A 14,314-nucleotide genomic window follows, 5' to 3' on the forward strand; every position below is an offset into this window, starting at 1 on the left:
GAAACCATTTATAATACTCCTTAGGGAGGTATAAAAATCAGAAAGGGGGCCCGTTGGCCCCTTTTCCTTCGTAATCCCACATTAGTAAACTATTATCGGGCAAACAAGAGTTCTCGATACTTAGGCAGTGGCCACATCTCGTTGTCAACGATAAGTTCAAGCTTGTCGATGTGATAACGGATATCATCAAGATAAGGTCTTACCTTAGTATTATACAGTTCAGCTTTCTTATGTGCATCCTCTTCCTTATTAGCCACTTTTCTTTCATTGACCATTGCGGTGGTCTTTTCTTTGATACTGTGGATATGTGAAGAGATCTTTCTGATCAGTTCAAGACGGTCACCAACCAATTCTTTGAAGTCTTCGCCCTCGCCGAATACATCCTTCAGACCTTGTACGTTTTCGATCAGCTTGTTCATGTAGCTGACGGCTGTTGGAATGATGTGGTTGATAGAAAGGTCACCAAGAACGCGAGCTTCGATCTGGATCTTCTTAGTGAACTTTTCAAGTTCAACTTCAACGCGAGCTTCGAGTTCCTTTTCGCTTAACACGTCATTTGCAGTGAAGGCCTTAACTGCCTTTTCTTTCATATAAGCATGTACAGCTTCGGGAACACTCTTTATGTTGTACAGACCGCGGCGTGCAGCTTCTTCAACCCACTCAGCGCTGTAACCGTTACCGTCGAAACGGATATTCTTGGTCTCCTTGATATATCTCTTTAGAGTTTGCAGGATAGCTTCGTCCTTCTTAATTCCCTTTTCGATCAGGGCATCTACTTCTTTCTTGAATGCCTTCAGCTGATTGGCTACGATAGTGTTGAGTACTATCATTGCTGAAGCACAGTTGGCTGAAGAACCTACGGCACGGTATTCGAAACGGTTACCTGTAAAGGCAAACGGAGAAGTACGGTTACGGTCGGTATTGTCAAGAAGAATTTCAGGTATCTTACCAATATTCAGTTTGATAGATGTCTTCTGATCAGGGGTCATCTTCTTGTCGGGAACAGATTCTTCAAGTTCATCGAGTACCTTGCTCAGCTCATATCCAAGGAAGATCGAGATGATGGATGGTGGTGCTTCGTTTGCTCCCAGACGGTGCATATTGCTTGCAGACAAGACACTTGCCAGCAACAGATCCTGGTGTTCATATACTGCCTTCATTACGTTCAGAAGGAAGGTAAGGAACTGCATATTGGTACGTGGGTTCTTACCTGGTGACAGCAGGTTGGTTCCTGTATCTGTCAACATAGACCAGTTGTTGTGCTTACCAGAACCGTTTATTCCCTTGAATGGTTTTTCATGGAAAAGTATTGCAAAGCGGTGCTTACGCGCAATTCTCTTCATAATATCCATCACAAGCTGGTTGTGGTCGTTGGCAAGGTTAGCCTCTTCAAAGATGGGAGCGACCTCAAACTGATTGGGTGCAACCTCGTTGTGACGTGTCTTAAGAGGTATACCAAGCAGATATGCTTCCCTTTCAAAGTCTTCCATAAAAGCGATAACCCTTTCTGGAATTGAACTGAAGTAATGGTCTTCCAGCTGTTGATCCTTACTTGCCTGATGCCCCATAAGGGTACGCTGAGTCAGCACAAGGTCAGGACGAGCCAGATATAATGCTTCGTCAATAAGGAAGTACTCCTGTTCCCAACCTAGGGTACAAGCAACCTTAGAAACATTCTTATCAAAATAATGACATACATCTACGGCAGCTTTATCAAGAGCAGCCAGAGCCTTAAGCAATGGAGTCTTGTAGTCTAGAGCTTCGCCGGTATATGATATAAATATTGTAGGTATACACAGAGTTGTACCAACTATAAAGGCAGGTGAAGAAACATCCCATGCTGTATAGCCCCTGGCTTCAAAAGTATTACGGATACCTCCTGAAGGAAAGCTGGATGCATCTGGCTCCTGTTGTGCTAATAATGAACCGCTGAATGATTCAATAACACCACCACCTGAGGTAGTATTTACGAATGCATCATGCTTTTCAGCAGTAGCATCAGTTAATGGGTGAAACCAGTGAGTATAGTGAGTGGCACCATTGTCCAATGCCCATGATTTCATACCCAACGCAATACTGTCAGCCATTTTGCGATCAATGCGAGTACCCTTTTCAATGGCATCCATCAAATGATTATAGGCTTCCTTTGATAGGTACTTTTGCATTTTTGGTTTATCAAAAACCAGCTTACCGAAGTAATCGGAGACAAGCTTTCCAGGTTCATCTATATACAGTGGTTGCCTACCCAGAAGCTCTTTTAACGCGTAAAATCTTAAAGTTGCCATAGAGCATTTTCGTTTTGAGAGTTATATAACACAAATATGCAATATTTTTTGTTTACCCCTTCATTTTTCGTGTTAAAAAACTAAAATAGGCTTATTTTTTTAATCATCACCCCCGAAAAACGGGGGTGTCGATTAAAATATGCTGCATTTTAACAATTCAGGAGATAATTATTGACATTTTGAGCAGCCTCCCTACCTTTTGCTATGGCAGTGACGACCAAAGAGGCTCCATTAGCAGCATCACCTGCTGCAAACACCCCCTTCACACTGGTAGAATAGTTCTTTTCAATCTTGATATTACCTCTTTGATCGAGGTCAAGACCCAATTCTGATATTAAACCTTCGTGAACAGGATGTACGAAACCCATAGACAGTAGTACCAGGTCGGCCGGAATTACCCTAAGAGTACCTTCTTTTTCCTTCATGACCATCCTACCCTCTTCTTTTACCCATTCTACCTCTACAACCTCCACTCCGGTAACATGTCCCTTTTCTCCGGTAAAGCGACGGGTTGCCAGGCTCCACATTCTCTCACAGCCCTCCTCGTGAGAAGTAGATGTCTTGAGAACATGAGGCCAGAAAGGCCAGGGGTTGCCATGCTGACGCTTAACCGGTGGTTTGGGAAGGATTTCAATTTGTCCCACCCATTGAGCTTTCTGCCTGTTGGCAGTACCAACACAGTCACTTCCTGTGTCACCACCACCTATTACAAGTACCCTTTTGTCTTTAGCATCAATCCGCTCCCCATTGAAGATTACTCCACGATTGACCTTGTTTTGTTGCTTCAGGTATTCCATTGCAAAATAGACACCAGCCAGGTCACGGCCCTCCACTGACAGGTCACGTGGTTTCATGGCACCAATGGCCAGGACAACCGCATCAAACTGATCAAGTATCTCCTTTCCGCTAATAGTTTCACCAACCGACACATTGGTTCTAAACTCGATACCTTCAGCCTCGAAAATCTGGATACGTCTGTCGATAACTTTCTTGTTAAGTTTAAAATCGGGTATACCGTAACGCAAGAGTCCTCCGACTGCATCATCACGTTCGAATACCGTTACAGAATGTCCAGCTTGATTGAGCATATCAGCAGCAGAAAGTCCTGCAGGACCTGAACCGATTACTGCGACCTTCTTACCTGTCCTCTTCTTTGGAATGCGAGGAACAACATAACCAAGTTCAAAAGCCTTCTCAACAGTAGCTGCTTCATTCTCACGGATAGTCACAGCCTCTTCATGAATAGCAAGTACACATGATTTCTCACAAGGTGCAGGGCATACACGACCGGTAAATTCAGGAAAGCTGTTAGTAGAATGAAGAACCTTGTATGCAAGTTCGAAATCACCCTTATATACAGCATCCTGCCATTCAGGGATCTTGCTTCCAACGGGACAAGCCCAGTGACAGAACGGAATACCGCAATCCATACATCTGGATGCCTGTAACTTCCTGTCCTCATCGTTGAGCACCTGCTCAACTTCACCGTAATCGTCAACTCTTTCAATAACAGGACGGCTGCCACTCTCCTTTCGTGGCACTTCTATAAAACCTCTTGGATTTCCCATAACTTCAGTTTTTTAAGAATTCAAACGGCAATTTCCTTTCTACTCTCTGATATATGGAGCATCTTCTGTCTCCGCAAGCTTGCGTTCCAACTCCATCAGCTTCTGTTGTTGCAGAACTTTCTTGTATTCGAAAGGTATTACCTTAATAAACTTCGGGATATAAAAGTCCCAGTTGACAAGTATCTCACGTGCCTTGCGGCTGTTAGTATAAAGCAGGTGCTTGCTGAGCAATTGCTGAAGCTCAAGTACATCTTCATGATCATGTACCGGACCCAGCTCAACAAGTCCCTTGTTGCAGAAGTAGTCGAAGTTGCCTGTCTCATCCAGAACATAGGCTATACCACCACTCATACCGGCAGCAAAGTTTCTTCCTGTAGGACCTATTACTACTACACGTCCACCGGTCATGTATTCACAACAGTGGTCTCCTACTCCTTCGACAACAGCTATGGCTCCAGAGTTACGCACCCCAAAGCGTTCACCTGTTACACCGTGAACAAACAAACTTCCTGCAGTGGCTCCGTAAAGCACTGTATTACCAATTATTATATTTTCATCAGGTTTGAATGTCGATCCCATAGGAGGTACAACGACTATTTCACCTCCTGACAAACCTTTACCCAGGTAGTCATTTGCATCACCTTCAAGCCTGAAGCTGATACCCTTTACCAGGAAGGCTCCGAAGCTCTGACCTGCTGACCCGGTAAAGGTGCAGTTGATAGTTCCTTCCGGCAGACCTTCCTCTCCATAGGCCTTGGCTACCTCGCCCGAAAGCATGGCACCTGTTGCACGGTCTGTATTTGCAATCGGGTGAGCCATCCAAACCTTGCTCTTGTTTTGTAGTGCAGGTCTGGCCTGTCTAATCAGCTCATGATCCAGGACATGCTCCAGCTTATGTTTTTGTTCAATAGTCTGGTGAAGTGCATTCTTACGACCTTCCTTAGGAAAATATATAAGTGATGAAAGATCCAGCCCCTTAGTCTTCCAGTTGCCCACCTCAGGATTTTGTTCCAGAAGATCACTGCGACCGATAACCTCATCAAGTGACTTATATCCAAGTGAGGCCAATATTTCCCTCACCTCCATTGCAATAAAGGTGAAGAAGTTGATCAGGTTCTGATACTTTCCAATAAACCTCTTCCTTAATTCTTCATCCTGGGTAGCTATACCTGCAGGACAAGTATTAAGGTGGCACTTACGCATCATTATACAGCCAAGTACCACAAGTGAAGATGTTGCAAAACCATATTCTTCGGCTCCAAGCATGGCCATCTTGACTACGTCGAGACCTGTCTTAAGCTGTCCGTCACACTGCAGTTTTACACGTCCTCTCAGATTGTTGAGCACGAGAGTCTGTTGAACCTCTGCAAGACCCAGTTCAAGAGGCAGTCCGGCATGTTTGATAGAACTGATTGGGCTGGCTCCTGTACCACCCTCGGTACCTGAAATTACTATCAGGTCGGCATGTGCCTTGGCAACACCTGCCGCTACAGTGCCCACTCCACTTTCTGAAACCAGTTTGACACTTATTCTGGCATTCGGGTTTGTACACTTAAGGTCAAATATCAATTGTGCAAGATCCTCGATTGAATATATATCATGGTGAGGTGGAGGTGAAATTAGGGTAATGCCCGGAGTTGAGTTCCTCAACTTTGCAATCACCTTATCAACCTTATATCCAGGAAGCTGCCCCCCCTCACCGGGTTTTGCGCCCTGCGCTATCTTAATCTGTAACTCATCAGCATTTACAAGGTAGTTGGCTGTCACCCCAAAGCGACCGCTGGCAACCTGCTTGATTGCACTGCGGGCATTTGACTTAAATCTATAGGAATCTTCACCACCCTCACCGGTATTACTCCTACCACCGATCTTGTTCATCGCTATTGCAAGAGCTTCGTGGGCTTCCTTTGAAATAGATCCATAGGACATAGCACCGGTTACGAAGCGCTTCATAATGGATTCTATCGGTTCTACCTCGCTTATATCAATAGGAGTACCCGGTTTCAACCTTAAGAAGCCCCTTAAGAATAATGGCGTGCGGTTATCTTCATCTACCCTTTTGGAGTATTCTTTAAATTTTTGATAATCATTTTCTGAAGTAGCCCATTGAAGCAAACCAACCGTTTCAGGGTTCCACGCATGTTTTTCGCCGTATTTACGAAATGCGTAAGAACCAAAGCTTTCGAACAGACCTTCATCTTCACCTTCAAAGGCAGCCTTGTGGAACATTTCTGCTTCTTTGGCCAGTTCCTCAAAACCAACACCACCTATACGGGAAGCAGTACCGGTAAAGTATTGTTCAGTAACTTCTGCAGCCAGACCAACGGCTTCAAACATCTGAGCACCGTGATAACTCCTAAGTGTGGAAATTCCCATCTTTGAGAGGATCTTAAGCAGACCCTTGTTGACTGATTTAATATAGTTTTCACGTGCCTCTTCATAAGAAAGCTTTACCTTACCCTTTTGCACCAACTCATCGATAGTTGCAAAACAGAGATAAGGGTTGATTACGCTGGCACCATAGCCAAGCAAGAGGGCAAAGTGCATTACCTCTCTGGCCTCACCGGTTTCTACAATCAGACCGATCTGCATCCTCTTCTTGTTCTTGACAAGGTGGTGGTGTACTGCAGCAGTAGCCAACAGTGAAGAAATTGCAGCATAGTCTGGTGCGATATCCCTGTCACTAAGAATAATGTAGTTATTACCTGCATCTACAGCCTTTACAGCCTGCTCACAGATAGATTCGACAGCCTTCTTGAGTCCCTTACCACCCTCACTTACCTTGAATACAATCGGGATAGTAACATGAGTAAATTCCTCACGTCTGAAATCCTTGATTTTTCCCAGGTCGGTATTTGTAACTACTGGCGAGGTAAATTTGATTGAGCGGCACTGTGCCGGAGTTTCAATAAGCAGGTTCTTGGATACAGAACCGATATAACTTGTAAGTGCCATTACCAGTCCCTCGCGGATAGGATCTATAGGAGGATTGGTAACCTGGGCAAATAGTTGTCTGAAATAGTTGAACAGGCGCTGTGGCTTTTCTGAAACCGCAGCAATGGGGGTATCGTTACCCATCGAGCCTACGGGCTCGTTGGCTGTAGTTACCATTGGAAAAATAATCTGCTCGACATCTTCCTTATTGTAACCAAACTCCCTGTGGTAGAGGCTCAACTTCTCACCCATAGAAGAAGGCACCCTGTTCTTTACTTCGATATCATCAAGTTTGATTCGGTTCTCCTTCAGCCAGTTTTCATATGGATGCAAGCGTGACAGTTGAGACTTTATTTCCTCGTCGGGTATAATAATACCAAGCATGGTATCAACAAGCAGTAGCTTACCCGGACGCAAACGACCCTTGCTTACTATTTCTTCAGGCGAAAAAACCTGGACTCCCACCTCAGAACCCATAACTATCATGTCATTCTTGGTAATCACATACCGTGATGGACGCAGACCGTTTCTGTCAAGCGTACCTCCGATATATCTACCGTCGGAAAAGACTATGGACGCAGGACCGTCCCATGGCTCCATAATAGTACTGTGGTACTCGTAGTATGCCTTTAGACTAGGTGGTATTGGATTTTTGTCATTCCATGATTCTGGAATAAGCATAGTAAGAGCATGCGGCAGGCTACGGCCTGTCAGCACGAGAAACTCGAGCACGTTGTCAAGTGAGGCCGAATCACTCTTGCCCGGTTCGATAACCGGGAAGAGCTTCTTAAGATCATCGCCAAATAAGTCAGACTGAAGCAGACCTTCGCGAGCCTCCATCCACAACCTGTTCCCCTTAATAGTATTTATTTCGCCATTATGCGCAATCATACGGAAAGGTTGTGCCAAATCCCAGGTTGGGAATGTATTGGTACTAAATCTTGAGTGTACCAGTGCTATTGCACTTGAGATTCTCGGATCTTTAAGGTCAAGGAAGTATTCCCCAAGCTGCCCGGGGGTCAACATACCTTTATATATAAATATCTTACTTGAAAGACTAACTATATAAAAACTCGACTTTTGCTTAAGCGATGAGGAACGAACCAGATTCTCACTCACCTTGCGCGCCATGAAAAGCTTACGCTCAAGAACATCCTGCTCGTAATCACCCTTTACGAAAACCTGCTTAATATAAGGCTCGTTACTTCTGGCTATATCACCAATTACTCTGCTGTTAACCGGAACTTCTCTGTAACCAATAAGCTCCAATCCCTCACTTTTTAGTTGCTCATTGAGAACATCTATGCAGTATTGAGCTTCTTTCTCAACCTTGGGAAGAAATACCAATCCACTTCCATATCTACCTGGAGAAGGGAGGCTAAAACCAAATTCTCTGAAAAAACTGTCAGGTAATTGCATTAAAATACCTGCGCCGTCACCGGTCTTATTATCTGCACTCTCGGCACCACGGTGCGTCATATTGACCAACACCTCCAAGCCCCTTCGAACGATCTCATTCGACTTATGCCCTTTAATGTGCGCCACAAAGCCGATTCCGCAACTGTCATGTTCATTTGCCGGGTCGTATAACCCCTGCGCTTTTGGTAATCTCTGTCGAATCTTCATAATCCATGATTATTATCAGGTCCGGAGACTCTCCTAATATCCTGCTGATATATTACATTGCAACAATCAGCTATCAATAATTGCCCCCTACCTAGTTATCTAAATGCAAAACTATACAAAAATAGAGAAAAAAATTACGGTTTGAAACTTTTTCTATGTTTTTTCTATGGTTTTGTATATTTTAACATGAGAAAACTGCAAAAGTATAAATATCACCTCCCCAAGAAAATAATTTTCTTATCTCAAAATTTTAGCTAAAAAACTTAACGCAAAAGCCTGAGAATCTTGTTTTCGCGACAGACTCCCCTTGTGTCAAAAAGTAACCAAATCTAAATTTTCAGATACATTTTGAATATTTTTCTTGCTTTATTATTTCGGTTTATTACTTTTGTAGCGTCATTGCTTTCTAATTATCATTTTTGATATTCAAAATTTTTAGTCCATGTGTGGTATTGCAGTTTATTGTGGAAGTAGCGAGCAAAGAAAACAACAGCTTGCTCAAGAATTCAGGAGAATTAGTTACAGAGGACCTGACAACACAGTGGTGAAGGATTTTGGCCCTAATGGGTGGATGGGCTTTCACCGCCTTAAGATTATGGATTTGTCAGATGCAGGTAATCAACCTCTGTCTTACAATAATATTCATGTAATCTGCAATGGTGAGATATATAATTACAAGGAACTAACCAATATATATCAACACTCATATCACTTTCATTCACATAGTGATTGTGAAGCCCTGCTTCCCTTGTTTATAGACAGGGGAATAGTTGGTATGGCTCAAAGCCTTGATGCAGAATTTGCATGTGTTATATACGATGAAGCAAAGAGGCGCTTTTATGCTGCACGTGATCCCATCGGTATCAGGCCTCTCTTTTATGGCTATGATACAGAAGGCGATATATACTTTGCCAGCGAGGTAAAAAGCCTTCATAGTATATGTAAGACTGTTGCACCCTTCCCTCCCGGTCACTGTTATGATGGCCAGAACTTTATTCAATACACTGACATTGCCAGGGTAGAGACCTATAATAATGATGAGCAGGAAGCGATATTTGAAAATATCAACAGGCTCTTGATCAAAGCTGTGGAGAAGAGAATGAATGCCGATGCTCCTGTAGGTTTCCTGTGCAGTGGAGGGTTGGATTCTAGTCTGGTGTGTGCAATAGCAGCCAAGTTGAGCCCAAGACCCATCAAGACATTTGCAGTGGGTATTGTTGACGGACCTATAGACACCAAATATGCCCGTATAGTAGCCGACTATCTAAAAAGTGAGCATCACGAGTACCTATTTACGAAGAAGGACATATTCGATACACTAAGTGAACTAATCTACACAACTGAAACCTGGGATATTACAACCATCAGGGCTTCTCTTGGAATGTACCTAATATGCAAGTATGTCAGAGAGAACACCGATGTAAAAGTGCTGCTCACAGGTGAGATTAGTGACGAACTTTTCGGATACAAGTACACTGACTTTGCTCCAGGTCCGGAAGAGTTTCAGAAAGAGTCTGAGAAAAGAATCAGAGAGCTATACATGTATGACGTACTTAGGGCTGACAGATGTATCTCGAGCCATGGTCTTGAAGCCAGGGTTCCTTTCGGGGACATCGACTTCGTCAAATATGTTATGGCCATCAGACCTGAGAAGAAGATGAACTTTACCGGCATTGGCAAATACCTGCTTCGTAAGGCTTTTGAAGGTGAATATCTGCCCCATGAGATTCTTTATAGGGAAAAGGCGGCTTTCTCCGACGCTGTGGGTCACAGCGTCGTCGATTATCTCAAGGCCTATGCTGAAGAAACGTACAGTGACAGTGGTCTTAAGGATGCCGCACTGAAGTACAGATTCGCCACACCTATCTCAAAAGAATCACTTTTATACCGTGATATCTTTGAATCGCATTTCCCTGGACGTGCACAACTAATAAAGGACTTCTGGATGCCTAACAAAGAATGGGAAAACTGTAACGTGAATGACCCAAGTGCCAGAGTGTTACCAAACTATGGCAAAAGCGGTGAGTAATTTGCATATAAAATTTCCTAATACCTGAATTTCCTCCTAAATCCAGAAAATCCGGGCAGCCAAGTCCTAAACCTTGGTCTGCGCCGGATTTTTATTTTATACGTATTGCTGCTTGTTTATTAGCGGATATGCATACATCCTGACAAACAAGGCTTCAAGTGCCGCTATGTCACCATCAAGTCTACTAATCACTTCAGTTGCGTATGTTTCAAATCTTCTGATATCTTCCTCTGAATAATAAAGTCCACTATGCTGCAGACTGTCATTAAGTCTGTCGAATGCTATGTAGTTAAACGAACACAGATTATACATACAATGAATCTGTCTGTCGATCTCCTCGGCAATTTTCATAGTTCTTCCATTGAAATCGAGATCTTCAGCTGCCAGTTTCCTGATAAAGCCGTTAAGTGGCGTACCAAACTCCATATGGATCCTGCCCTTCCATCCAGTAATTCCCCTTAGCACACTTTTGAAGTCTTCACCAGGGGCCTTTACATACTGCTGCCCCTGGGACTTTACATAGCATTCAAATATCTTGGAATCGGCGCATGGTTCAAACTCATACGATACGCTTACCGGTACTATATTCAGCTTTTCCAGTGTGGGACAAACCTCCCTGTCACTAATAGAAAACATCTTTATCAAGGCGGCCTGGGTACGATCATCCCCATTCTTGGTGCGGCCATCCCTCTGTGCAATCCATACCGACTCCCTTTGCTCTAAGATGGCATCGCGAATATATGCAGAATGAAGCAGGGCATTCTGATATTGCTCAATACGGGTACCACCCCTGAAAAGGGTAAACATCTTGTTGATCCTACCGATATCTATAACAAACTGACTCGACATCAGATTGCTTCCAAAGGTAATCTGGGTAGTCCTGTGACCATTCTCCAGCAAAATCCACTGCATTATTGCCGAGTCAAGGACAATATCTCTGTGATTTGAAACGAAGAGGTAGGGAGTAGATGGATCCAGGTTTTCCAGTCCGCCGAAAGTGAAGCTTTCGGCTGTTTTCTCAACTATACTTCTTACTGCACGTCGTGAGAATCTGTACTGAAACTCTTCCACAGAACTGACATTCTTCAGCTCACAAGCCATTTGTTCTATCTTATCTCTTCCAAACAGGAAAGCCACCATCTCCCCGAACCAGGGATGGATAACGACACGATTGACTGCTTCGTTGATCTCGCAGTCGAAATAAGGACGTATCAGATCAAAGCGCTCACTGACTTGTTCCATGGCCTTTTCGTTTATCTATAAATGTAACAGCCTTACGTGACATGGGACCAAACTGGAGTTTTTCAACTTCTGCAGGATCCATTAACTCAACCTCTGGGGCTACTCTCAGCTTCGCCCTAAAGTGGTCCTTAATGTATTTTACAAATTCGGGTCTTTTGTCATCACTTCCTATGCGGACTAATATCTCGTCTGTATCTATACTGTTGGTAGATACCTCTATTAGATAATTCTTAACACCAGGAATCTCCACCAGATTGTCGTACAGTGACTGTGGAAACAGGGTGGTTCCCTTATATTTGAGCATCTGATTCTTACGGCCTATAATCGGGCCAACCCTGAGAGAGCTGCGTCCACAGCGGCAGGGTTCTGTATAATGGTAACACATATCACCTGTCTTGAAGCGCACCAGAGGCATACCTTCAACGCCAATATTTGTAATTGTTACCTCTCCCAGTTCTCCATCCTTCACAGGTTTGTCATTCTCATCCAGGAATTCGACAATCAAAATCTCCGGCACCAGGTGGCCCCCAACTCCTTCATCACATTCTGTAAAGGATGCTCCCATCTCTGTGGAAGCATAAGTATTATACAACTTAATATCCCATTTGCTCTTAATCTTCTCTCCCAACTTGTTTAAGTTGAGATCCTTGTCACGAATAGGCTCACCAATACATACTGCAGCCTCTATTCCAAAACTCTTATAATCTATCCCATTCTCCTCAGCATAAGAAATAAGCTTCAGAAGAAAGGAAGGTATCGTCACCAGCTTGTTGGCCCCTGTGCGACGAATTGTATCAAATTGCAACTCAGGATTACCGGGACCAACTCTGACAATACCTGCTCCCAGTTTTCTTAACCCAAGAAAATAAGCCAGACCTGCCATAAACCTCCTGTCGAGGGTAACCATTAGCTGGAATATATCATCCCTGGAGGCATTTGCACATCTGAATGAGAGATACTCATTCAATGCCAGGCGCTCAAGGTCATTTTCAGTTTCAACGAAGGTAACGGGAGCACCAAGGGTACCGGATGTAGTCAGATAATCAATTATCTTTTCACGCTCAACGCAGATAAAATCCTTGTTGCGTAGCTGAAGATCCTCTTTGGTAGTAACAGGCAGTTTCTGCAAGTCATCCACAGTCCTGATACCGGATATATCTATTCCTCTAAACTTATCCTTGTAAAATGCAGAATGCTTCAGCACATAGGCCAGTATCTCAGGAACCTTTGAGTCCTGATATGCCTTAATATCTTCCCTTGTACATTTTGATAGCTCTTTGTACATCACCTTAGTTTTATATGTCTGTACTCGTCGTTGTCAATATTATTATCTATCAATGGCTCATTTACCCCTTTCAGATATTTCGAGAAAAACGCCCGGATATACTCATTTACTGTTGCATTTATCTCATCTGCGTTGACATCTCCAATCATATTTTTCAAGTCCTCCTCTTCCAGAAATTTCAGAGATACAGCATCACTATACAGAAAGTGCTTTGCCCTCTTCGCCGTAAAACTATGAAAATCCGGCCCAGAATTGCGAAATACCATCTCATTGCCTATGCGCCACAACTCGTAATGTTCACTTTCCATAAGCATAAATGGCAATTCAACAGGTCTGTCTATAATATCTCCAAATTGAAAACCATCGAGGTTAATACCAGCCCTTATCCTCTTACTGTCATCAATACAAAGTTGTCCTGCCACAGCACCGCCAAGCGACTGACCCATCACGCCAATCCTGTCAATATCCATAACAGCGAAGACTCCGCCGACGGAGTCATTATTACAAACATAGTACAGATAATCAATAAATGCTATATTGTCTGTCGTCCATCTTCTCAGTACCCTGTCAAATCTTTTCAGTTTCTTCAGATAGATTCTTGTAGCATCCTCTATCTGCTCATCAGTATCAAGCTCAAACTTGCGAAACTTCTCAACCAGCACAAGCTGCAGGTAAGCAAGTTGGGCCTTTTTCTTCTTCATCAGCACACCCTTGTCACTCTGTTCGACATAGGGCTGCTCATAGGGATGGTTGACACTGCATACTATAAAACCATTGCTTGCCAGACTCTCGGCTATGCCTGTATAGAAATCCGCCATTCCAAAATAAAAACCAGGATTGAACAGAACTACTGGAAATTTCTGTCCATTTACCGGGACAACAGGCCCTGTTACCGAATTCGTAGTGCTTTCCTTGATTTTTCCAACCAGTTCCTTGTCAAGTCCAACTGCCTTAAATATATCAACTACAACCTCATCGGGATAGTCTGAAAGTAAACCCTCATATTCCGACTGTCCTTCGACATGGGCTGGATACCATATTTTTATATAAATCTCCCTGAATTTCTTCTTAGTTATAAAGGTCTCCATACGTGAAGAATCGGTAACAAAGACCTTCATAGTGCCTATGGCAAATGGCCCGCCAGGTTTTGGCAGTATCGACTGTTCGTTTCGTCCTTCGGCTCTTACAATTGAACAAAATATCAATACAAAACCAAGAATCAGTAGCTGTCTAAGCATGATAAAAATCTTTAAGCCTCTTAGGCACAATTATTTAATATATCTATTAGCCAACCATAGCAACTCCCATCTTCACCATTCAACCTCAAAGCACATAACCTACAATA

Annotated in this window: 7 protein-coding genes; 1 reads left to right on the plus strand and 6 read right to left on the minus strand. The window is 43.4% G+C overall.

Annotated features, from left to right (window positions below; all coding sequences use genetic code 11):
* Nucleotides 1-92: 92 nt before the first annotated feature.
* The 3 genes from M9189_RS10830 to gltB form a co-directional block, all read right to left on the minus strand.
* Nucleotides 93-2,285 carry a glutamine synthetase III family protein gene (locus M9189_RS10830; protein WP_250723166.1) on the minus strand — a complete coding sequence of 731 codons (2,193 nt, stop codon included), beginning with the start codon at nucleotides 2,283-2,285 and terminating at the stop codon, nucleotides 93-95.
* Between the two features lie 149 nt (nucleotides 2,286-2,434).
* Nucleotides 2,435-3,853: a glutamate synthase subunit beta gene (locus tag M9189_RS10835; protein WP_250723168.1), complete on the minus strand. Its 1,419-nt coding sequence runs from the start codon at nucleotides 3,851-3,853 to the stop codon at nucleotides 2,435-2,437.
* Nucleotides 3,854-3,892: 39 nt separating this feature from the next.
* Nucleotides 3,893-8,413, minus strand: a complete 4,521-nt coding sequence (gltB, locus tag M9189_RS10840; protein WP_250723169.1) for a glutamate synthase large subunit — start codon at nucleotides 8,411-8,413, stop codon at nucleotides 3,893-3,895.
* 442 nt (nucleotides 8,414-8,855) lie between these two features.
* Here gltB and asnB point away from each other — a divergent pair, with 442 nt between their 5' ends.
* On the plus strand, nucleotides 8,856-10,442 hold the full coding sequence (asnB, locus tag M9189_RS10845) for an asparagine synthase B (RefSeq protein ID WP_250723171.1): 1,587 nt from the start codon (nucleotides 8,856-8,858) through the stop codon (nucleotides 10,440-10,442).
* Nucleotides 10,443-10,538: 96 nt separating this feature from the next.
* On the opposite strand, the gene M9189_RS10850 is transcribed toward asnB, so the two are convergent.
* The 3 genes from M9189_RS10850 to M9189_RS10860 are packed head-to-tail and all read right to left on the minus strand — an operon-like array spanning nucleotide 10,539 to nucleotide 14,207.
* Complete coding sequence (locus tag M9189_RS10850) at nucleotides 10,539-11,684, minus strand: 1-acyl-sn-glycerol-3-phosphate acyltransferase (RefSeq protein WP_250723173.1); 1,146 nt, start codon at nucleotides 11,682-11,684, stop codon at nucleotides 10,539-10,541.
* Nucleotides 11,668-12,969 carry a flexirubin biosynthesis putative acyl-CoA ligase FlxY gene (flxY, locus tag M9189_RS10855; RefSeq protein ID WP_250723175.1) on the minus strand — a complete coding sequence of 434 codons (1,302 nt, stop codon included), beginning with the start codon at nucleotides 12,967-12,969 and terminating at the stop codon, nucleotides 11,668-11,670. The genes M9189_RS10850 and flxY overlap by 17 nt, the downstream gene beginning before the upstream one ends.
* A complete protein-coding gene (locus M9189_RS10860; RefSeq protein WP_250723176.1) occupies nucleotides 12,969-14,207 on the minus strand; it encodes an alpha/beta hydrolase family protein in 1,239 nt (412 codons plus the stop codon). Before M9189_RS10860 ends, flxY begins: the two co-directional genes overlap by 1 nt.
* Nucleotides 14,208-14,314: the final 107 nt, after the last annotated feature.

This window comes from Xiashengella succiniciproducens (genome assembly GCF_023674465.1).
Taxonomy (GTDB): domain Bacteria; phylum Bacteroidota; class Bacteroidia; order Bacteroidales; family Marinilabiliaceae; genus Geofilum; species Geofilum succiniciproducens.

Bases quoted from the DNA above. Each gene is read 5' to 3' on its own strand.
- M9189_RS10830 (WP_250723166.1), bottom strand. From the start codon at position 2,285: ATGGCAACTTTAAGATTTTACGCGTTAAAAGAGCTTCTGGGTAGGCAA.
- M9189_RS10835 (WP_250723168.1), bottom strand. From the start codon at position 3,853: ATGGGAAATCCAAGAGGTTTTATAGAAGTGCCACGAAAGGAGAGTGGC.
- gltB (WP_250723169.1), bottom strand. From the start codon at position 8,413: ATGAAGATTCGACAGAGATTACCAAAAGCGCAGGGGTTATACGACCCG.
- asnB (WP_250723171.1), top strand. From the start codon at position 8,856: ATGTGTGGTATTGCAGTTTATTGTGGAAGTAGCGAGCAAAGAAAACAA.
- M9189_RS10850 (WP_250723173.1), bottom strand. From the start codon at position 11,684: ATGGAACAAGTCAGTGAGCGCTTTGATCTGATACGTCCTTATTTCGAC.
- flxY (WP_250723175.1), bottom strand. From the start codon at position 12,969: ATGTACAAAGAGCTATCAAAATGTACAAGGGAAGATATTAAGGCATAT.
- M9189_RS10860 (WP_250723176.1), bottom strand. From the start codon at position 14,207: ATGCTTAGACAGCTACTGATTCTTGGTTTTGTATTGATATTTTGTTCA.